Here is an 18,043-nt window from a genome sequence, read left to right as displayed (position 1 = left end):
CTCCTTTCAGCGCACGGCCGCGGAGGCGGCGCTGGCGGTGGAGGCCGCCACGGCGGAGGCGGTCGGCTGCACGGCCTGCCCGTCCTTGAGCGTGCCGTTGGGGTGGCGCAGCAGGCGGTCGCCGTCAGCCAGCCCGGTCAGCACCACGTAGTCGCCGCGGCGCGGGTCGCGCTCGCCCACCGTGAGCGCCACTTTCTGGATCGCGTTGCCGGCGATGCGCCAAGCCCAGGCCTTGTCGCCTTCGCGTACCAGAGCCGACGCGGGGATGACGAGCGCCGTGGTGCTCGATGCTTCCACGCGGCCTTCGGCATACAAGCCGGCCAGCCGAGCGGGCGCCTCACCCGCGATGTCGACCAGCACCTCGACCTGGCGCGTCGTCGGGTTGGCCGTCGGGCTCACCAGCCGGATGCGGCCGGTGAAATCCTGCGCACCGTAGCCATTGACGCGAAAGCTCACCGCCTGCCCGGCGCGCACCGACTGGATCGCGTCGGACGACACCAGGCCCTCGAAGCGCAGGCTGCGCGGGTCGATCACCTTCAGCAGTTCCTTGCCGATCTGCGCGGTGTCGCCGGCCGAGACCTTGCGGTCGCTCACGATGCCGTCGAAAGGCGCGCGCGCTTCGGTGCGCGCCAATTGCTGGCGCGCCTGCACCACGCGCGCCTTGGCCGCGGACATGTCGCTTTGCGTGTTGTTGCGGCGGATCTCCGCGTCTTCCATCTGCTGCGCCGACGCCATGCCGGAGGCGCGCAACGTGGTGAGCCGCTGCAGCTGGCGCTCGGCCTGGTCATGCGCCTGGCCGGCGACGCGCTCGGTCTCCTGCGCCGAAACCAGGCTGTCGCGGATGGACGTGTCGTCCAGCCGCACCAGCAGGTCGCCGCGCTTGACGGCTTGCCCGTTTTCCTTGAGCACGGCCAGCACGATGGCGGACACCTCGGCGCGCAGGTCGGCGCGGCGGTCGGGCTGGATGGTGCCGGTGATGAGCGGCCCGGCGGAGACGGCGGCCGGGCGCAGGGTGATGACGTCTTCTGGCGCCACCAGCAGCGCGGGCGCGGCGCTTGCGGCCGATGCCGCCTTGGCATCCGCGTTGGGGCCGCCGCGGTTGCAGCCGGCCAGGCCAAGCGCCGTCGTCAGAGCCAGAACAAAGTGGAACAACCGCACGGGGGCCTCCGGTACTTTTTTATAAGCCCTCGATTATCGGGAATGACGCCTCTTCCACCAGTCCCATGCGACGAACTGCAGCCCGGTGCGACGAACCGGGGAAAACCGGGGTGGTGGCGCCGGGCGAAGCCACCACCCCACGGGAAAACGCCGGGGCCGTAAACTGGGTGCCGTCCCCGGAAAGGCAGTCCCGCTCGACATGAACCAGAAATTGGCCCGATGGCTGGTGCGGCCGCGCGTTCTGGCCTTTCGCCGGCGGTTCGCGAGGCAGCTGGCTTTTGTCCAGGCGCGGCTTTCCCCCCAGGGCTACCTGGGACTGCAGCTGACCGTGGGCGCCGCCGTTCTGGTCGGCGCCGGGTGGCTGTTCGGCGGGGTCGCCGAGGATGTCGTGACCGGCGATGCGCTGACGCTGGTGGATGTGCACATCGCCCAATGGCTTCATGCCCATGCCATTCCCTCGCTCACGCGGTTCATGCTGCTGGTTTCGCGGCTCCATGATCCGATTCACCTGGGCGCGGCCGCCTTCGTCCTGGGCCTGGTGCTGTTCTGCAAGCGCCAGTGGCAATGGCTATTGATCGTAGTGCTTTGCGTGCCGGGCGGCATGCTGGTCAACACCCTGATGAAACTTGCTTTCCAGCGTGCGCGGCCGAGCTTCGACGATCCCATCGTCATCCTGGCCACCTACAGTTTCCCCAGCGGACATGTGGCGGGCGCGACGCTGTTCTATGGCGTGATGGCCACCATGCTCATCACGGGCGCCGCGGCCCGGGGCACACGCATGGCGATCGCGATGGTCGCAATGGCCGCCATCGCGCTGGTTGCCGTGAGCAGGATGTACCTGGGCGCGCACTTCCTCAGCGACATCATCGCAGGCTTCGCCGAGGCCGTGGCGTGGCTGACCTTGTGCGTGGTCGGGACGCGCACCTACTTCCAGCATCGCGCGCAAGGCAGAAGGCGAACCCATCCGCCTGCATGACAAAACCTTCTGCCGCGCGGACTCTCAGGGCGCTTCAGGTTGCTTCAGGGCGTGGGCCCGAAGTACTCCACGCCTTGTTTCAGCTCTTCGAAGACCCGATAGTCGGTGGCTTCCATGCCGAGCGAACGGTAGGTCTGCTGGGCGTCGACGTTGTCTTTCTCCACCGTGAGCCGGAAGCCGCAGATGCCCGCGTCGTCCTGCGCCTTGGTGCGGATGAACTCATAGAGGCTTCGGTAGACGCCGCCGCGTCGCGAGCCAGGCTCGACGTACACGCTCTGGATCCACCAGAACAGCCCGTTTCGCCAATCGCTCCATTCGTGGGTGATCATCAGGCAGCCCACCACCTGGCCGGCCTTTTCGGCAACCACATAGAAGCCCAGCGACGGGTCGCTCAAAAGACGCCGCACGCCCGCGCCCACGCGCTCGGGCAGGAGCCGCCGGTCTTCGGTCTCCAGGGCCATCGCCGTGTTGAACGCGGCGATGGTTTCCGCGTCGGGCAGTTCGGCTTTGCGGATCGAAACGGGCTGTGTCATCTTTTTTTCCAGTAGCTGTAGGACCATGCGGTGCTGAAACCGGCGCGCTGGTACAACGCCAGGGCAGTGGCGTTTCCCACCTCGACTTGCAGCACCATGCGATCGAGGCCCCGCGCCAGCGCTGCGTCGGCCAAAGTGGCGAGCACCCGCGCCGCAAGCCCGCGCCCGCGGCAGTGCTGGGCGGTGCGCATGCCGTGCACGCTGGCCCACCCGTGGCTGAAGCCGGCCATGCCGGCCGCGACCGTGGCTTCGCCCTCACGTATCGATGCGAACAGGGCGCCCGGCGCGCGGCTCAATGTGGCGACGCGGCTCGCGCCTTCGACGGGATCGAACCCTTCGCCGACGAAGACGGAGGCCCAGGCTTCGTCGGGGCTGGGTGCGGTCTGCGCCAAAGGGGCTGCCGAGACGGCGCGCACGTCTGGCGCCATCGCTGCCTGGACGTGCGTCGGTTTCGCGGGCGCGTAGCCGCGCTCCGTCAGCGCGGCCCGAAACGATGCAAATGCCGCGATATCCGGCAGCCGCAGAACCGCCGGCATGCCGCGCGCGGCGTAGCGCGACTCGATCACGTCGATCATGCCCGGCTGCGGCTCGCCGTGCGACAGCGGCACCGCGCTCTTCGCGCGCCACACGGCACCGGTATCGAACGGCAGCAACCACCCGGCGATCTCTTCCTGCGCCTGCGGCGAAACCGCCACGACGGTCGCGCGTTCGATGTCTTCGATGTCTTGCGAGGTCATGGCGGCATTGTGCCGCTTGTCCGCTGCGGCGAGCCGAAGGCCCTAGTGCAGTCTGTCCGCCAGCTGCGCCAGCCCCGCGCGCCGGTGCACGCCCAGCTTGTCGAACAGCCGCTGCAAGTAGGTGCGCACGCTGGGCAATGCGATGCCGAGTTCGCGCGCGATTTCCTTGTCGGTGAGGCCGCGGCAAACGCAGCGCGCCACTTCCAGCTCGCGCCGGCTCAAGCCCGCCAGCGCCGCCTGCGGCGAGGGCGGCGGCTTGTGCGCGTCATGGGCGCGGCGCAATGCCGCGACGAAGGCCGGCTCGATCAGGTCCAGCAGCAGCTTGTCGTGGCCGTCGAATTCGCGCCGCGCGCGGCTGCGCCAGATGCGCAGGTCGCCCAGTGCCATGGGGCCGTCGAAGGCGTGCAGGTTGATGCCCCAATGCAGGCCGTCATGCGCCAGGAAGTCGTTGAAGAACTCGGTCTTGAGCAGCTCGCTGCGCGGCATCACCTCGCTCACCGCGGTGGCGTGGCGCTTCGATTGCAGGGCGAAGGTGATCGGGTCGCGGTACTGGTACCAGGCGTCGTACTTCTGCAGGTTGGACAGGTCCATGTTCATGGAGACGCCGTCGGCGAAGCGACCTTTTTCGGGGCTCCAGACAAAGGATGCGAAGTAGTCCGCGCGGAACAGGTCGAGCGTGGCGCGGCCGATGCGCTCGCGGATCTCGCGCTCGTTCAAGTCCTGCGCCAGCAAGGCGAAGCAGGACGCCAGGGCGCGTTGCTCGGGTCCGGACAGGAACATGGCGTGGCTCGTTCGAGAGTGGTGAGAACGTTATATTGCGGCCCGCCGCGCCGGTCAACGGTTTTGCACACGTTTCGTGTCATCGAAATCGATGACACGCCGTCATCCGATCCAAGGACAGACAGGCCCGCACCCGTTGCCGATCATGCAGCCACCACTACGCATGAGGAGCAGCACCATGATTTCATTGCCTCGCCGACTGGCCGCGCCGCTGGCGCTGGCCCTCGCGCTCGCTGCCTGCGGCGGCGCTGCCGTCCGCATCGAGCCGGACATCTACACGCTCAGCGCGAGCGAGGCCGCGGGCCACATCTGCAGCGGCGCGATGACCAGCGAGTCCGTGGTCAAGGCCTACCTGGCGCGTGCCAAGGCGCGGCCCGACCTCAATGCCTTCGTCACGCTGGACGAAGCCGGTGCGCTGAAGGCAGCGCGCGATGCAGACACCCGCCGCGCGACCGGCGCGCCTTGCCTGCCGCTCGAAGGCGTGCCCATCGTGGTCAAAGACAACATCCAGGTGGCGGGCCTGCCCGCCACCGCCGGCACGCCGGCGCTGAAGAACTTCGTGCCCGCCGCCGATGCGCCGGTGCTCAAGAAGCTGCGCGACGCCGGCGCGGTGGTGCTCGGCAAGACCAACATGCACGAGCTGGCCTTCGGCATCTCAGGCTACAACCCGGCCTACAACACCAGCAGCAATGTCGGCGTGCGCAACGCCTACGACGCGACGAAGATGTCCGGCGGCTCGTCCGCCGGAACGGCCGCCGCGCTGGGCTCGCGCATGGCGCCGGCGGGGCTGGGCACGGACACCGGCGCCTCGGTGCGGCTGCCTTGCGCGCTCAACGGCTGCTCGTCGCTGCGCCCGACGGTGGGCCGCTATTCGCAGGCCGGCATCGCCCCGATCTCGCACACCCGCGACACGGCGGGGCCGATGGCGGTGGCGATGGCCGACGTGGAGCTGATGGACCGCGTCATCACCGGCGCCGCCGCTACGCAGCCCGCGGACCTGAAAGCCGTGCGCGTGGGCATCGCGGCCGACTTCATGGCCAACATGGACGCCGACACGCAGGCGGCCTTCAACGGCGCCATCGCGAAACTCAAGGCCGCGGGCGTGACGGTGGTCGACGTGACGATGCCCAATCTCGCCACGATCAACGGCAACGTCGGCTTCCCAGTCGCGCTGTACGAAGCCTATGACGACATGGTGAGCTACCTGGCCACCTACAACACCGGCGTCACCATCGCGCAGCTGGCCGCGGGCATCGCGAGCCCCGATGTCAAAGGCACCTACGACGGGCTCGTCATCCCGCGCAAGCTGCCGACACCGACCGGCCTCATCGACGCCGCACCGGTCTACAACGCGGCGATGACCGTGCATCGCCCGGCGCTCATCAAGCTCTATGCCGACACCTTCGCCAACAACCAGCTCGACGCGTTGATCTTCCCGACGGTGCCGCGTGTCGCGCTGACCGCCAATGCCGATTCCAGCAGCCTCGACAACTTCCTGCTGTTCATCCAGAACACCGACCCGGGCAGCAACGCCGGCATTCCCGGCATCCAGGTGCCGATCGGCCTGGGCGCGAGCAGCAAGCTGCCCATCGGGTTGGAGCTGGACGGCCCGAGCGGCTCCGACCGCCGGCTCGTTGCCATCGGCATGGCGATCGAAGCCGTGCTGGGCCGCATCGCGCCGGCGCGCTAGCGCTGAAGCACCGCCGGATACAGCCTCTGCCGAATCAACTGAAACGCCTGCCCGCGCTGCTGGCTCTGTGGCGACACGGTGGAATTGACCGCGATGACAACCTCCAGCGCCGGATTGACCCAGATGAACTGCCCCGCATAGCCGCTCGCCAGGAACGCGGGACGCTCCGCGTCGGAAGGCGGTACCCACCACATGAAGCCGTACCGCAAGCCCACTGGCGGGCCGCCCGCGTTCTGCTGGCGCGCCGCGGCCAGCGCGAAAGACTCCGGCACCAGCTGCTTGCCTTCCCACATGCCTTTTTGCAGCATCAGCTGGCCGAGCTTCGCCATGTCGACGGTGCGCGCCTGCAAGACACGCCGGTAGCCGGGTTCCTTGATCCCCAAGGGCACCCCTAACTCCTGGCGCGCGTAGTCGGCGAACGGCATGCCCGCCACCTTCTCGACGACGGCGGTTGTGAGCGTTACCACCGAGTTGTCATAGGCGAATTTCTGCCCCGGGTCGGCGACCAGGCGCCGCGCCCAGCCCTCGCGCGGCGCAAGCGGCGCGGCCGTTCCCGTCGGATCGTTGATTTCGAAGCCGGCCGTCATGGTCAGCAGATGCCTCACCGTAATAGACGCCGCGCGTGGATCCGGGTTCAATGCAGCCCACTCCGGCACCAGCGCCACCACCGGCTGGTCGAGGCCGGCGATGCGGCCCTGACCCAATGCGACGCCGGCCAGAATCGACAGTGCGCTTTTCGATACCGACTGCTGCTCGCGCAGCGTGTCGACCGAGCCGTCGCGGTAGTACTCGAACACCACACGGCCGCGCAGCGCGACGACTGCGCTCTGCACGTCGGGCAGCTCGCCCACAATCGATTCGGCGACGCCCTGGAATGCGGCCGTGTCCAGCGCTTGTTCCGCGGGCGTCGACGTGCGCCACTGCGCCGCGGCGTGCGAGGTCGCCAATGCGAGAACGATGCACAACGCAGCTCGCCGCAATCCATTGCAATGGAAATTCATTTCTGGCTATCCCTTTTCTTGTCCGGTTCGCCGCCGCGCGGCAGCCGGCCGCGCTTCACCAAGGCCTCCCGCAGCAGGAACTCCACCTGCGCGTTGGCACTGCGCAATTCCTGCGCCGCCAGGCGCTCGATCTCGGCCCACAGGACCGGGTCGATCCGCAGGGGGAATGCTTTCTTGCCCGGGCTGGCCATCGGTTGCCGCGCTGCCTGTCCGCGGTCAGGTGTAGAGGGTGCCGGTGTTGATCACGGGCTGGGTGTTGTTGTCGGAGCAGAGCACGACCAGCAGGTTGGACACCATCGCGGCCTTGCGCTCGTCGTCGAGCACCACGAGGTTGCGCTCCGACAGGCCCTTCAGCGCCGATTCGACCATCCCCACCGCACCGGCCACGATCTGGTGCCGCGCGCTGACGATGGCGGTCGCTTGCTGCCTGCGCAGCATCACCTGGGCGATCTCCGGTGCGTAGGCCAGGTGGGTGAGCTTGGCGTCCAGCACCTCGACGCCGGCGCTCGCGAACCGCTGGTTGAGCTCGGCCTTCAGCGCGTCGGCCACGACGTCGAGGCCGGCGCGCAAGGTCGTTTCATCGGCCGGCAGGTCCTCGCCGCTGTCGTAGGCGTACAAGGTCGCGAGATGGCGGATGGCGGCTTCAGCCTGGATGCTGACGAAGCGCGTGTAGTCGTCGATCTCGAACACCGCCTGCGCCGTGTCGTGCACGCGCCAGACCACCGCCGCGCCGATCTCCACCGGGTTGCCACGCTTGTCGTTCACCTTCAGCGACGGTGTGTTCAGGTTGCGCGCGCGCAGCGAGATCTTGTTGCCGGTTTGCAGCGGGTTGGTCCAGCGCAGGCCTTCGGAGCGGTTGGTGCCCTGGTACTTGCCGAACAGCGTGAGGACGATGGCCTCGTTGGGCTGCAACATGTACAGGCCGGGCAATAAGGCCATGCCGGCCAGAACCAGCACCACACCGAATGCCCAGGGGGCGAGACGCTGGAACAGCACCAGCGCGCCCAGCCCGATGAGGAGCAGGGCCACCAGCGTCATCACGTAGCCGCTGGCCGAGTGATACGGCATCTCCTTCCGCACGGGCCGGTGCGTGGTGTTGGCGAGATGGTTCATGTCATGCCTCCGATGAAAAGTGATATCACTTTAATATCGAAAATGCGGGAAGTCAACAGGCGCGTCAGCGCCGCGCAAACATCGGCTGGTCGAAGTGGGCGACGCGCGTGGGCCGGCCCGCGAGGCAGACTTCGCGGAACTGGTAGATCACGGCGGCCGTCGGTGCGGCGATCCACGACCGGCCCACGGGCATGCGAAGGATAGGCCGCGCGGGGTCTTCGGTGGGCTCGAGCATCGGCGAGTCCGCGCGCATGAACTCCTCGAGCCGGATGCGGTGTATGCCGGCCACCTCGGCGTCGTTCGCTTGAAGTTCCGGTGCCGTGCCGGCCCAGGCGACAACGGGAGAGATCACATAGCCCGAGCGGGTGACGAAGTCATCGAGCCGGCCGAGGACGGCGTTCTCCGGCAACTCCAGGCCGACTTCTTCCCGCAGCTCGCGCAGTGCCGCCTGCTCGATGGATTCACCTGGGTCCACGCGCCCGCCCGGCAGCGCCCACTGGCCGGCGTGGTTGCTGAGGGTTTCCGCACGGCGCGTGACGATGATCGCCGCGTCGTTGCTCCAGTGGTCCGGCACCGCAAGCCCGTCGACCCGCGCGCCCAGGCCTTCTTCGGCAAGCGCCGCCACGACGGCGGCGTGCCGGTGGGGCCCGACATCGAGTGAGTGGACGGCAAACTCCGACAGGCGCTTGCGGATGATGCGCTGTAGGTGTTGGTCGAGCAGCATGGGGGCATTTTCGTCGTCTTCACAAACTCTTTGCACAACCCCGTCATCGGGTTGGCCACCGCTTCCGTTGAAGCACTACGGCACTGCGCAACTTGCGCAGGCCGCGTGGGGCAACCCCGCAGGAGTACGCCAGATGATGCAGTCCAGATCCGGCCCGTTTCAGTTGTGCTTTCGGTCGCTGTTCGACCCGGGGCGGGGCTATGCGTTTCCTTGCGACGGCGATGGCCGGGTGGACCTGGACCAGCTCAGCGAAAACGCCCGCAACAACTACCTCTTCGCCCGCGCCATGGTCGGCCGTGAACTCGCGGCGCCCGCCGTGGAAGCCGTCGGGCTGCATTGACTCGACAAGGGCCGCCGCCGCCGGGCATCATGGCGGCATGAACGCAGACTCCGCCCGCTCCTGGCTCACCTTCAGCGCCCCCGTGGCGGCCGCGCAAGCCGCCGGCCGCGCCATCGTCGCGCTGGAATCGACCATCATCGCCCACGGCATGCCGTACCCGGAGAACGTGCGCACCGCCCGTGAAGTGGAAGCGCTGATCCGCGCCATGGACGCCGAGCCCGCCACCATCGCCGTGATCGGCGGTCGCGTCCGCATCGGCCTTTCCGACGACGAGCTGGAGCTGCTGGGCCGTTCGGGCGAAGCGCACAAGGTGAGCCGCCGAGACCTGCCGGCGGTGCTGGCCTCCGGCGAAACCGGTGCCACCACCGTGGCCGGCACCATGATCTGCGCCGCGCTCGCTGGCATCGAGGTGTTCGTCACCGGCGGCATCGGCGGCGTGCACCGCGGCGCGCCCGAAACGTTCGACATCTCGGCCGACCTGCAGGAGCTGGCCAGAACCTCGGTGGCCGTGGTGTGCGCGGGCGCCAAGTCCATCCTGGACATCGCCCTCACGCTGGAATACCTGGAGACGCACGGCGTGCCGGTGCTCAGTTGCGAGCAGGACAACTTCGCCGCGTTCTACACGCGCGACAGCGGCTTTCGCGCCGACTACCGGCTGGACGACCCGGCCGCGCAGGCGCGTTTCATCCGCACGAAGTGGGAGTTGGGCCTGGCAGGCGGCGTGGTCCTGAGCACCCCGGTGCCCACGTCGGCAGAAATGCCGCGCGAAGAAATCGACGCGATCACCCAGCGAGCACTGGCCGAAGCCAAAGAGCAGGGCATCACCGGCAAGGCCGTCACGCCGTTCCTGCTGTCCCGCATCAAGTCCCTCACCGGCGGACGCAGCCTGGCGACCAACATCGCCCTGGTCAAACACAATGCCGAGGTCGGTGCGCGGCTGGCGCTGGCACTGAAAGGCGCTTGAAAGCCGCGCCCGGGTAAGGTCCACCGTATCCCGCCACACAGGCGGACAACAAAGAGAGACAAGATGAACCCCACGAGACGCTCCATCCTCGGGGCCGCGGCGGCGCTGGCCGGCGGCAGCCCCTTCCTCGCCCACGCGCAGGCCGCATGGCCAGCGAAGCCCGTGCGCTTCGTTGTGCCCTTCGCGCCCGGCGGCAGCTCCGAGATCATCGCGCGATCCGCAGCCACCGAGCTCACCAAAACCCTGGGCCAGAGCGTCTTCGTCGACAACAAGCCGGGTGCCTCCGGCAACATCGCCATGGCCGAAGTGGCGCGCGCCGAAGACCAGCACACCATCATCCTCGGGCACATCGGCACGCTGGCCGTCAACCCGTACATGTACGACAAACTTCCGTACGACGCCAACAAGGACTTCAAGCCCGTCAGCCTGCTGGCCAAGGTGCCCAGCCTGTACGTGGTGCATCCGAGCATGCCCGCGAAGAATTTGAAGGAGTTCATCGCTCTGGCCAAGGCCAAACCCGGCCAGCTGAATTACGGTTCGGCCGGCACGGGCAGCGCGGGCCACCTGGCCTTCGAGTTCCTGAAGATGACGGCCAACATCTTCATGCTGCACATTCCCTACAAGGGCACCGGCCCGCAGCTCACCGACCTGCTGTCGGGCCGCCTCGATGCGGCATCGGTCGGCGCCTCTGCCATCCTGCCGCACATCAAGGCCGGCAAACTGCGCTGCATCGCGACCGGCTCCGCGCAGCGCTTGCCGCAATTGCCCGACGTGCCGACGGTGGCGGAACAAGGCTTCCCCGGTTTCGAGATGACGCAGTGGTACGGCATGCTGGCGCCCGCGAGCATGTCGCAGGCCAACATCGACAAGCTCTCGGCCGAGACGATGAAGGCGATGAAGTCGCCCACGTCACTGGAACGCCTGAACCTGGACGCCGCGCAAGCCATCGGCGGCACGCCGGCGCAGTTCGCGCAGTTCATCGCGGCAGAACAGAAGCGCTGGAAAATCGTCGTGGATCGGGCCAAAATCAAGCCCGAATGAAGCGACGCCCTCATGCGCATCCTGCTCGTTGAAGACGAGCACACGCTGGCCACCTGGCTGTGCAAGGCGCTGGAGCGCTCGGGCATCATCGCCCAGTGGGTGGACAGCGCCCGCACGGCGCTCGCTTCCATGGGCCGTGGCGCGCATGACGTGATCGTTCTCGACCTGGGCCTGCCCGACGTGGACGGGCAGGAACTGCTGGCGCAGATCCGGGCGCGCGACCCGCTGGTTCCCACGCTCGTGCTCACCGCGCGCGACACCCTCGCCGACAAGGTGCGCGCCTTCCACACCGGCGCCGACGACTTCCTCGCCAAGCCCTTCCAGCTGGAAGAGCTGGAGGCGCGCCTGCACGCGCTGCTGCGACGCGCGCGGGGTGCCCAGGCCGCGCGACTGGCTTGCGGTCCGCTGTCGTACGACCTGGCCAGCCAGCGCTTCGCCTTAAATGACGAAGTGCTCGCGCTGTCGCCGCGCGAACACGCGTTGCTGCGCGTGCTGCTGCAGCACAGCGGCGAGCCGATGTCGAAGCAGCAGATCCTGGAGCGCATGCTGCCCGACGAAGCCGACATCCACCCCGAAGCGGTGGAAGTGATCGTGCACCGCCTGCGCAAACGCCTGGACGGAACGGGCGTGCGCGTGGCCACCTTCCGCGGCCTGGGGTATGCACTCGAAGCCGCGTAGTCGCTGGCAGCGGTTCCGGCAGCTCAAACTTGCGCGCGCGCTGCTGCTCCTGCTGCTGCCCGCCCTGCTGGTCTTGTCACTGCTGCAGTTGCGCGTCACCGCGCTCGACGTGCGCCATGCGGCCAACACCGCGTACGACCGGTCCCTGCTCGGCGCGCTGAAGTCCATCGACGCCAACGTCTCCACCGAATCGGGCGGCCTTTCCGTGGAATTGCCTTACCGCATGTTCGAGTTCTTCGAGCTCACCGCGAGCGGGCCGGTGCATTACCGCGTCGCCACCGCCGACGGCCTGGTGGAACTGGGCAGCGCGGACTTGCCCGCACCGCCAGCGCCCTTGCGCGCCGGCGTTCCGGTGTTTTACGACGGCACCTACTTCGGCGCGCCGGTGCGGTTGGTGGCCTACATGCGCGACCTGGAGCGGCCCACGGCGCAGTCGCCCGCCAAGCAGCTCACCATCCAGGTGGCGGAAAGCACGCAGGCGCGCGACGAGTTCCGGCGCGTGTTCCTGCGCCGCGCGGCTGTGGAGAACGCGTTGTTCCTGGCGCTGACGGTGGGCCTGTCGATCCTTGCGGTCGTGCTGGCCCTGCGGCCGCTCGCCGGGTTGTCGGGGCAGATCGCCGCGCGTGGCCCCGGTGACTTGAGCCCCATCCCCGGCGAAGGCCTGCCCGCCGACGTGCGCCCTGTCGTCGAGGCGATGAACCAGCACATGCGGCGCATCGACCATCTGGCGACACAGCAGCGAGAGTTCCTGGACGACGCGTCGCATCAACTGCGCACCCACCTCACGACGTTGCAAGTGCAGGCGGACTTCGCGCTGCGCGAGACCGATGCCGCGCAGGCACGCGACGCCGTCGCCGCGCTGGCCGGCGAGTTGCAGCGCGCGACACGCAGCACGCACCAGTTGCTCAGCCTGGGGCGCAGCGACACCGCGGCACTGGCCCTGGCGGAGTTCGACCTGCACGCCTTGCTGGAAGAAGTGGCCCGCGAGTTCCTGCCGCTGGCGCGTGCGAAGGGGCTGGATCTGGGGCTGGAAGGCGAGCCGCGAAACGCCACCGCAGACGCCGGCCTATTGCGCGAGGCCGTCTCGAACCTGGTGGCCAACGCCATCGCGTACACGCCACAAGGCAGCATCACGCTCAGCTGCGCGGGCGACGCACTCGGATGGGCCGTGACCGTGGAAGACACCGGGCCGGGCCTGCCCGCCGACTTGCAGCGCACGGCGGGCTCGCGCTTCACGCGCAGCGCGGGCAGCCCGCGCACCGGCTCCGGTCTCGGCTTGGCCATCGTGCGCTCCATCGCGCAGCGTCACGGCGGCGTGTTGAGACTGGAGCCGTCTTCGGAGTCGTCTTCGGAGGCCACAGGCCTGCGCGCAACGCTCTGGTGGCCGCGCCAGCCGAACAACGCGGAGTCGCCGTCATGAAACACGTCGTGCTTGCTTTCAGTCTGCTCGCCTGCAGTGCGCTCGAAGCCATTGCCGCGCCTGCGACGGCCGAATGCATTGCCCCCGCCAAACCGGGCGGCGGGTTCGATCTGACGTGCCGGCTGGTGCGCGACATGCTGCGCCTGCCCTTGCCACAGCCCGCGGCGGAGGTCGAACTCAAGTACCTGCCGGGCGGCATCGGCGCGGTGGCGTTCGATCGCGCCGTGAGCCAGCAGTGGGCGGACCCGCGCGTGTTCGTCGCGTTCTCCACCGGCTCGCTGCTCAACTTGGCGCAAGGCAAGTTCGGCCCGCACGACGCGAAGGACGTGCGCTGGCTGGCGACGCTGGGCACGGAATACGGCGTGGTGGCGGTGCGCAAGGATTCGCGCATCACATCGCTCGCGGCGCTGCGCGATCTGCTGCGCACCAACGAGGCGGCGGCCGTGTTCGGCGCGGGCGGTGGTGTCGGCAGCCAGGACTGGGTGAAGGCCGCGCTGCTGGTGAAAGCGGCGGGCGGCGATCACAAGGCGATGCGCTTCGTGTCGTTCGAAGGCGGCGGCCAGGCCATCGCGGCGCTCAAGGGCGGGCACGTCGATGTGTTCTGCGGCGACGCCGCCGAGGCGCGGGACGCCTTCATGGCCGGCGAGCTGAAGCTCATCGCCGTGCTGGCGCCGCAGCGCCTGGGCGGCGCGTTCCGCACTGTGCCCACGGCAAGAGAGCAAGGCGTCGACGTGGTGTGGCAAACCGTGCGGGGGCTGTACATGGGGCCGGGGGTTGCTGAAAAGGATGCGGCTGAATGGGCGCGCACACTGCGGCGGATCATGGCGACGCCGGAGTACATGCGGCTGCTGGAGACCTATGCGCTGCAGCCGTTTGCGCTGTCAGGTGCGGAGATGGATGCCTATGTGCGGCAGCAGGTGCTGCAGATGCGGGCGCTGGCGGGTTCGCTGGGTTTGCGGGTGCGGTGAGGCGGAGCGGAGGAAGCCGAACGCCTGTACAATTTCACGTACAGCAACCTCGGGGCACACTATGGACGCCATCACCTACACCTCCGCTCGCGCCAACTTGGCCAAGACCATGGACCGGGTGTGCGAAGACCACGAACCCCTGATCATCACCCGCGGCGGCGAACAATCGGTGGTCATGCTTGCCCTGGACGACTTCAAGGCGCTTGAAGAAACTGCATACCTGCTGCGCAGCCCGACCAACGCACGGCGCCTGCTCAGCGCGATGCAGGAACTGGAAACCGGTAAAGGCAAGGTGCGAAAGCTCACGAAGTGAAGCTGGTCTTCGCCGAACAAGCGTGGGAAGACTACCTGTACTGGCAGCAGCACGACAAGCGCATTGTGAAGCGCATCAATGAGCTGATTGAGACCACCGCGCGCGAACCGTTCATTGGAATCGGAAAGCCAGAGCCGCTGAAACATGCCTTGGCCGGATATTGGTCTCGCCGGATCACCGACGAGCACCGGATGGTCTACAAGCCCGAGCGCGACGGGCTCCTGATCGCGCAGCTTCGCTACCACTACTAGCGCTACAGACGTGCGTGGGCACGGTCATTCGTGCCTGACTAAGCAAGTGCCATTCGGTTCTGCCTCTCTGCTTGCTACTGCTCAGAGCCAACGACGCACCTGGCCCTGGTAGGTCGCATACTCGGCCCCGAAGAGCGACAACAACACCCGCTCCTCCGGGAGAATTTGGAACCGACTGATGTAGAGCACGTAAGCCAGGATCCACAGCACGGCCGGCGGGGACGACAAATACACCGCCCATGCCAGGAGCGTGAGCAGCAGGCCAAGGTACATGGGGTTCCGGGTGAAGCGATAAACGCCAAGCGTGACCAACGACGACGCGGCACTCGCTTTGATCGGGTTGACAGTGGTTTTCGCGCGGCGAAACGCGACCATGCCAGAAATGCTGATGCCCTGACCGATACACACCAAAACAAGCGCGACGCCAAGGCGAAACCCGAATGGCAGCGCAAGAGACGGTGCGACGAATGTCGTGAGCCACATGAGCGTCGCCAGGAGCAGCGCGACGACCGGTGGTGGAATTTTCAGTTCAAGCGAACTCATGGCGTTCCATGCTGAGGTCTAAGTAAGTGCCATTCGGGGTATGCCCCTCCGCTTGCTACTGCTTTTTCTCGGGCATTGCGGAGGAATGATGGCTTGTAATGAGCCAATTCGAGCCATCCCAGCGATAGGTATAGCTGTAGCGGCCGCTGACCACGGCGCCTGTCTTGGCGAACGTGAATGTGTAGAGGCCAGCATCCACCGCGGTATTGCAACCGAGCTCCACGAAGCGCAGATCAATTTTTCCGGACGGGCGATCCGCAAGGAAGTGATGGAAATAGTCTTCCTTTTCCATCGGAGTCAAACGCGGTTTGTTGGAAACGGTGGGCAACAGAATGGAGCGCACCGCATAGTTGGCAACGACCTTATGCGGATCGCCAGTCTGCAATGACCCATTCCAACGGTCGAAGAGCGACGCGACCTCCTGTTCGGTGGGGACCTTGCAATTTTCGGCTCGTGTGGCCTGAGAGGAAGGTTGCGTGCCGACACTGGAGGCGCATCCTGCAATGGCCACGCACCCGGCAAGTGCAATCGAGGTGAGCAATTTCATCAAAGCGCTCCTAGCAGTGTGGGTTGGGAATGCATAGGGGTATACCGCAGAAAGGACCGGAACGCCAACAATTGCGGCGAGTCAGAGCGCTTTCCACGACCCCGCCGCGCTCCGGCAATCCAACAGGCTAGCTCGCAAGCCCCGGCCGAACGCGGGTTCCTTGTTTTCCGTCGCGTGCCACAAGCAGCCGAAGAACCGATGCGCCGCCATGGCACTAACGCCAATGCGCGGCTCCCAGCCAGGTCATTCAGACGGAACCGCGTGGCGCCTGTTCCTCCGGCGCTTCGCCTACTGTCTAGGTGGCGGAACTCGCGACGAGGGCGAGGACGCCGCGCCGCAGCGGGATTCCATTGGAGCTCAGTGTTCGCGAGCTTGTCAGGGGGTGGGCTCAACGTGCACCTCCTCGCCGCCGCGACTATAAATCTGTATGACATGCTCCGGCAGAAAGACGACCCGATCACCGGTGCGGAGATGCTTTTGCTCGATCGAGCTAGCGGGTGCACTGTTCAATTCACCAATGTAGTAGGGCCCCGATCTTTCGCGAACGATCACCCACATGCGCTCGCCCAAGGTTTCCCTTGCACCGTCGCCATAAGTCAACTGGATCTCGAATTGAAGCTTTACCACGTCGCCTTCCACGAGCCCTCTACGCTCCTTTTCATCTGGAATTTCAAACGTTTCAGGCCACCGATGGTGACTCGCGACGCCGCTATTGAGATGCCAACCATCAATGTCTTGCACTGCAAGACGTACCTCTTCATGGTCTTCTTCCAAGCTCGAATCCTCGGGGGGACTGAGAAACGTGGGCCTTGGTCCCATGGCAGGAGGTCTAAGCGCAGGCTCGCGAAAGACTGCGCGCAGCAGCGTCTCTGCAGAGGTGTCCGCATCTACGCCCTCACGCATATCAATGGCATAGATTCCCATGAACGGGCCAGGTATTGAGCATTCAGGGCCTGGAGCGAACTCGCCGTCACGCACGATGGGGATGAATTGTTCTCGCGGCTTGCCTGCCACAATATTTCCGGTGATTATTTGCTGTTCGTACCCCACACCGCCTGCGCGTGCCAGTGCCTTCCGCGCGTACTCCCTCGTGCAAACGATAAGTACGAACTCACAGGCTTGAACCTCAGTCTCCATAAACTGGGTGAGACTTTGTCCGGGAAGAATGTGCCACTGATCCAAGCGCGCGTTTACACCGTTATGTGTGAGGCGTTTAGCAAGACCAAGAACCCAGCGTTTGTGTTCCTCGCTATCCCATGAGTACGAAACAAATACTCGAGGAGGTGAAATTACTTGCATGGGCTCGCTTGGGGTAAAGACGACGGATTACCAACACGTGCGGCAGACCGCCATCTGCTGCCATGGGCGCGCGTCGATTGACACTTTTCGGGTGCGCAGGGTGCGCTGTCTTTCGGGCCGGCTAGTTGAGCGGTGGATTGTCATTGCGGCAGTGAGAGTCCGTAACGGACCGCCAAGTATGCTGCACCACTTATGGCGCTAGGCAGCGGCGTCGCACCGCCACTCGAACGGAAGCGGGCAAGCTCAAGAGCGCAGTCCGCGACTTGCTGTGGATTTGCCAATAGATGCTCTCCTAGCAGGCGTTCCGCGGTTGCGGTAGCCCCGGACCAAAGGGCAGCTTCCATAAGCCAGTCAATGCGGTCAAGTTCGGTTCGCCGAAACACCGCTGTCGCAATTGCTTCCTTGGTCGCCCAGGCATCGAGGGACGGAAGCGCCGTGGTCTGCAGCGTCAAGCACAGGTCGTTCAGCTCTGCGGCTCGGTGCAGCTTATCCCCGAGTTGCCACTTGATATAGTCGTTGGCGCCGCCGAGGTAGCCAACCTGCCGACTCCACAGCAGGTCACGAGCGTATCCAGTGCCTTCGCTTGAGCACCAGGACTTGAATTTTGATGAACGCACGGCGGCGTACGCAGACACCTCGACGCTCACGCCAGACAAGTTTCCGGAGCCAAGGCGCAATTGAATTGACTGCGTGAGCTCTGAACCTCTTCGTGTCAAAGACTGTTGGCTTCGATGTGCTTTGAATCCTGCCGCGAGATGGCTCTCTAGGTACGCCAACGCCTCTGCGACGACAGCCGCGATGCTCTCCACGCCGTCGGGGAGTGGCTTGAACCTGGCGGCCTTCGTCTTCGCCCGAACGGACGAGATGTCGGCAATGTGTTCGCTCAAACCAGTTAGTGACTTTGGCACCGACGCAATCCTTGAAGGCTAAAAGTGCGTGTGAGAAGATCGCGGTGCGACCGTAATGA

22 protein-coding genes are annotated in these 18,043 nt (G+C 66.3%); 10 read left to right on the top strand and 12 right to left on the bottom strand.

The features are described from left to right. Positions 1–6: 6 nt before the first annotated feature. On the bottom strand, positions 7–1,158 hold the full coding sequence (locus EEB15_RS04170) for an efflux RND transporter periplasmic adaptor subunit (RefSeq protein ID WP_233259348.1): 1,152 nt from the start codon (positions 1,156–1,158) through the stop codon (positions 7–9). A gap of 199 nt (positions 1,159–1,357) precedes the next feature. Here EEB15_RS04170 and EEB15_RS04165 point away from each other — a divergent pair, with 199 nt between their 5' ends. Then, entirely contained in the window at positions 1,358–2,134 is a 777-nt protein-coding gene (locus tag EEB15_RS04165) for a phosphatase PAP2 family protein (protein WP_141508271.1), read from the top strand. 44 nt (positions 2,135–2,178) lie between these two features. Here EEB15_RS04165 and EEB15_RS04160 read toward each other — a convergent pair whose 3' ends face one another. From EEB15_RS04160 to EEB15_RS04150, 3 genes are read right to left on the bottom strand one after another with little or no spacing between them, the layout of a single operon-like run. Further along, positions 2,179–2,667, bottom strand: a complete 489-nt coding sequence (locus tag EEB15_RS04160) for a GNAT family N-acetyltransferase (RefSeq protein WP_141508270.1) — start codon at positions 2,665–2,667, stop codon at positions 2,179–2,181. Next, positions 2,664–3,404: a GNAT family N-acetyltransferase gene (locus EEB15_RS04155; protein ID WP_141508269.1), complete on the bottom strand. Its 741-nt coding sequence runs from the start codon at positions 3,402–3,404 to the stop codon at positions 2,664–2,666. Before EEB15_RS04155 ends, EEB15_RS04160 begins: the two co-directional genes overlap by 4 nt. 42 nt (positions 3,405–3,446) lie before the next feature. Continuing rightward, on the bottom strand, positions 3,447–4,184 hold the full coding sequence (locus EEB15_RS04150; RefSeq protein ID WP_141508268.1) for a LuxR C-terminal-related transcriptional regulator: 738 nt from the start codon (positions 4,182–4,184) through the stop codon (positions 3,447–3,449). Positions 4,185–4,362: 178 nt separating this feature from the next. On the opposite strand from EEB15_RS04150, the gene iaaH reads away from it, so the two are divergent. Continuing rightward, a complete protein-coding gene (gene iaaH / locus EEB15_RS04145; protein WP_233259347.1) occupies positions 4,363–5,874 on the top strand; it encodes an indoleacetamide hydrolase in 1,512 nt (503 codons plus the stop codon). Here the strand turns inward: iaaH and EEB15_RS04140 are convergent. The 4 genes from EEB15_RS04140 to EEB15_RS04125 all read right to left on the bottom strand — a co-directional run bounded on the left by EEB15_RS04140 (position 5,871) and on the right by EEB15_RS04125 (position 8,712). Further along, positions 5,871–6,875 carry a serine hydrolase gene (locus EEB15_RS04140; protein WP_141508266.1) on the bottom strand — a complete coding sequence of 335 codons (1,005 nt, stop codon included), beginning with the start codon at positions 6,873–6,875 and terminating at the stop codon, positions 5,871–5,873. The two genes, iaaH and EEB15_RS04140, sit on opposite strands and share 4 nt — an antisense overlap. Then, positions 6,872–7,066 carry a hypothetical protein gene (locus tag EEB15_RS04135; RefSeq protein WP_141508265.1) on the bottom strand — a complete coding sequence of 65 codons (195 nt, stop codon included), beginning with the start codon at positions 7,064–7,066 and terminating at the stop codon, positions 6,872–6,874. Before EEB15_RS04135 ends, EEB15_RS04140 begins: the two co-directional genes overlap by 4 nt. A gap of 25 nt (positions 7,067–7,091) precedes the next feature. After that, the gene (locus EEB15_RS04130) at positions 7,092–7,988 is read right to left on the bottom strand and encodes an SPFH domain-containing protein (protein WP_141508264.1); all 897 of its coding nucleotides are present in this window, start codon (positions 7,986–7,988) and stop codon (positions 7,092–7,094) included. Between the two features lie 64 nt (positions 7,989–8,052). Then, entirely contained in the window at positions 8,053–8,712 is a 660-nt protein-coding gene (locus EEB15_RS04125) for a CoA pyrophosphatase (RefSeq protein WP_141508263.1), read from the bottom strand. 133 nt (positions 8,713–8,845) lie between these two features. Here EEB15_RS04125 and EEB15_RS04120 point away from each other — a divergent pair, with 133 nt between their 5' ends. The 8 genes from EEB15_RS04120 (at position 8,846) to EEB15_RS04085 (ending at position 14,687) form a co-directional block, all read left to right on the top strand. Continuing rightward, positions 8,846–9,052 (top strand): hypothetical protein, encoded by a 207-nt coding sequence (locus EEB15_RS04120; protein ID WP_141508262.1) that lies wholly within the window; start codon positions 8,846–8,848, stop codon positions 9,050–9,052. Positions 9,053–9,089: 37 nt separating this feature from the next. Next, on the top strand, positions 9,090–10,016 hold the full coding sequence (locus EEB15_RS04115) for a pseudouridine-5'-phosphate glycosidase (RefSeq protein ID WP_141508261.1): 927 nt from the start codon (positions 9,090–9,092) through the stop codon (positions 10,014–10,016). Between the two features lie 63 nt (positions 10,017–10,079). Next, complete coding sequence (locus EEB15_RS04110; RefSeq protein WP_141508260.1) at positions 10,080–11,057, top strand: tripartite tricarboxylate transporter substrate binding protein; 978 nt, start codon at positions 10,080–10,082, stop codon at positions 11,055–11,057. 12 nt (positions 11,058–11,069) lie between these two features. Next, positions 11,070–11,735, top strand: coding sequence for a response regulator (locus tag EEB15_RS04105; RefSeq protein ID WP_141508259.1), 666 nt, complete (start codon positions 11,070–11,072; stop codon positions 11,733–11,735). Next, the gene (locus tag EEB15_RS04100; RefSeq protein ID WP_141508258.1) at positions 11,716–13,155 is read left to right on the top strand and encodes a sensor histidine kinase; all 1,440 of its coding nucleotides are present in this window, start codon (positions 11,716–11,718) and stop codon (positions 13,153–13,155) included. The genes EEB15_RS04105 and EEB15_RS04100 overlap by 20 nt, the downstream gene beginning before the upstream one ends. Continuing rightward, on the top strand, positions 13,152–14,123 hold the full coding sequence (locus EEB15_RS04095) for a tripartite tricarboxylate transporter substrate-binding protein (protein ID WP_141508257.1): 972 nt from the start codon (positions 13,152–13,154) through the stop codon (positions 14,121–14,123). The genes EEB15_RS04100 and EEB15_RS04095 overlap by 4 nt, the downstream gene beginning before the upstream one ends. Positions 14,124–14,184: 61 nt before the next feature. Further along, positions 14,185–14,436, top strand: a complete 252-nt coding sequence (locus tag EEB15_RS04090; protein ID WP_141508256.1) for a type II toxin-antitoxin system Phd/YefM family antitoxin — start codon at positions 14,185–14,187, stop codon at positions 14,434–14,436. Further along, positions 14,433–14,687 carry a Txe/YoeB family addiction module toxin gene (locus tag EEB15_RS04085; RefSeq protein ID WP_141508255.1) on the top strand — a complete coding sequence of 85 codons (255 nt, stop codon included), beginning with the start codon at positions 14,433–14,435 and terminating at the stop codon, positions 14,685–14,687. Before EEB15_RS04090 ends, EEB15_RS04085 begins: the two co-directional genes overlap by 4 nt. An 81-nt stretch (positions 14,688–14,768) precedes the next feature. On the opposite strand, the gene EEB15_RS04080 is transcribed toward EEB15_RS04085, so the two are convergent. From EEB15_RS04080 to EEB15_RS04065, 4 genes are all read right to left on the bottom strand, one after another. Further along, entirely contained in the window at positions 14,769–15,230 is a 462-nt protein-coding gene (locus EEB15_RS04080) for an isoprenylcysteine carboxylmethyltransferase family protein (RefSeq protein ID WP_141508254.1), read from the bottom strand. A gap of 55 nt (positions 15,231–15,285) precedes the next feature. Further along, positions 15,286–15,777: a DUF4440 domain-containing protein gene (locus EEB15_RS04075; RefSeq protein WP_141508253.1), complete on the bottom strand. Its 492-nt coding sequence runs from the start codon at positions 15,775–15,777 to the stop codon at positions 15,286–15,288. Positions 15,778–16,152: 375 nt separating this feature from the next. After that, the gene (locus tag EEB15_RS04070) at positions 16,153–17,076 is read right to left on the bottom strand and encodes a toll/interleukin-1 receptor domain-containing protein (protein ID WP_141508252.1); all 924 of its coding nucleotides are present in this window, start codon (positions 17,074–17,076) and stop codon (positions 16,153–16,155) included. Positions 17,077–17,216: 140 nt separating this feature from the next. After that, the gene (locus tag EEB15_RS04065) at positions 17,217–17,963 is read right to left on the bottom strand and encodes a hypothetical protein (RefSeq protein WP_141508251.1); all 747 of its coding nucleotides are present in this window, start codon (positions 17,961–17,963) and stop codon (positions 17,217–17,219) included. Positions 17,964–18,043: the final 80 nt, after the last annotated feature.

The sequence above is a fragment of the Ramlibacter sp. WS9 genome, from assembly GCF_003797765.1.
In the GTDB taxonomy this organism is placed as follows: Bacteria; Pseudomonadota; Gammaproteobacteria; order Burkholderiales; family Burkholderiaceae_C; genus Ramlibacter.
The sequence above is the reverse complement of the archived record's forward strand: the minus strand, read 5'-3'. Positions and strand labels throughout refer to the sequence as shown.

Excerpts from the sequence above, each read along its gene's own strand:
- EEB15_RS04105 (WP_141508259.1), top strand. The coding sequence starts at position 11,070 with ATGCGCATCCTGCTCGTTGAAGACGAGCACACGCTGGCCACCTGGCTG.
- EEB15_RS04165 (WP_141508271.1), top strand. The coding sequence starts at position 1,358 with ATGAACCAGAAATTGGCCCGATGGCTGGTGCGGCCGCGCGTTCTGGCC.
- EEB15_RS04090 (WP_141508256.1), top strand. The coding sequence starts at position 14,185 with ATGGACGCCATCACCTACACCTCCGCTCGCGCCAACTTGGCCAAGACC.
- EEB15_RS04130 (WP_141508264.1), bottom strand. The coding sequence starts at position 7,988 with ATGAACCATCTCGCCAACACCACGCACCGGCCCGTGCGGAAGGAGATG.
- EEB15_RS04100 (WP_141508258.1), top strand. The coding sequence starts at position 11,716 with ATGCACTCGAAGCCGCGTAGTCGCTGGCAGCGGTTCCGGCAGCTCAAA.
- EEB15_RS04125 (WP_141508263.1), bottom strand. The coding sequence starts at position 8,712 with ATGCTGCTCGACCAACACCTACAGCGCATCATCCGCAAGCGCCTGTCG.
- EEB15_RS04110 (WP_141508260.1), top strand. The coding sequence starts at position 10,080 with ATGAACCCCACGAGACGCTCCATCCTCGGGGCCGCGGCGGCGCTGGCC.
- EEB15_RS04155 (WP_141508269.1), bottom strand. The coding sequence starts at position 3,404 with ATGACCTCGCAAGACATCGAAGACATCGAACGCGCGACCGTCGTGGCG.
- EEB15_RS04070 (WP_141508252.1), bottom strand. The coding sequence starts at position 17,076 with ATGCAAGTAATTTCACCTCCTCGAGTATTTGTTTCGTACTCATGGGAT.
- EEB15_RS04160 (WP_141508270.1), bottom strand. The coding sequence starts at position 2,667 with ATGACACAGCCCGTTTCGATCCGCAAAGCCGAACTGCCCGACGCGGAA.
- EEB15_RS04150 (WP_141508268.1), bottom strand. The coding sequence starts at position 4,184 with ATGTTCCTGTCCGGACCCGAGCAACGCGCCCTGGCGTCCTGCTTCGCC.
- EEB15_RS04120 (WP_141508262.1), top strand. The coding sequence starts at position 8,846 with ATGATGCAGTCCAGATCCGGCCCGTTTCAGTTGTGCTTTCGGTCGCTG.
- EEB15_RS04115 (WP_141508261.1), top strand. The coding sequence starts at position 9,090 with ATGAACGCAGACTCCGCCCGCTCCTGGCTCACCTTCAGCGCCCCCGTG.
- EEB15_RS04075 (WP_141508253.1), bottom strand. The coding sequence starts at position 15,777 with ATGAAATTGCTCACCTCGATTGCACTTGCCGGGTGCGTGGCCATTGCA.
- EEB15_RS04135 (WP_141508265.1), bottom strand. The coding sequence starts at position 7,066 with ATGGCCAGCCCGGGCAAGAAAGCATTCCCCCTGCGGATCGACCCGGTC.
- EEB15_RS04095 (WP_141508257.1), top strand. The coding sequence starts at position 13,152 with ATGAAACACGTCGTGCTTGCTTTCAGTCTGCTCGCCTGCAGTGCGCTC.
- EEB15_RS04080 (WP_141508254.1), bottom strand. The coding sequence starts at position 15,230 with ATGAGTTCGCTTGAACTGAAAATTCCACCACCGGTCGTCGCGCTGCTC.
- EEB15_RS04140 (WP_141508266.1), bottom strand. The coding sequence starts at position 6,875 with ATGAATTTCCATTGCAATGGATTGCGGCGAGCTGCGTTGTGCATCGTT.
- iaaH (WP_233259347.1), top strand. The coding sequence starts at position 4,363 with ATGATTTCATTGCCTCGCCGACTGGCCGCGCCGCTGGCGCTGGCCCTC.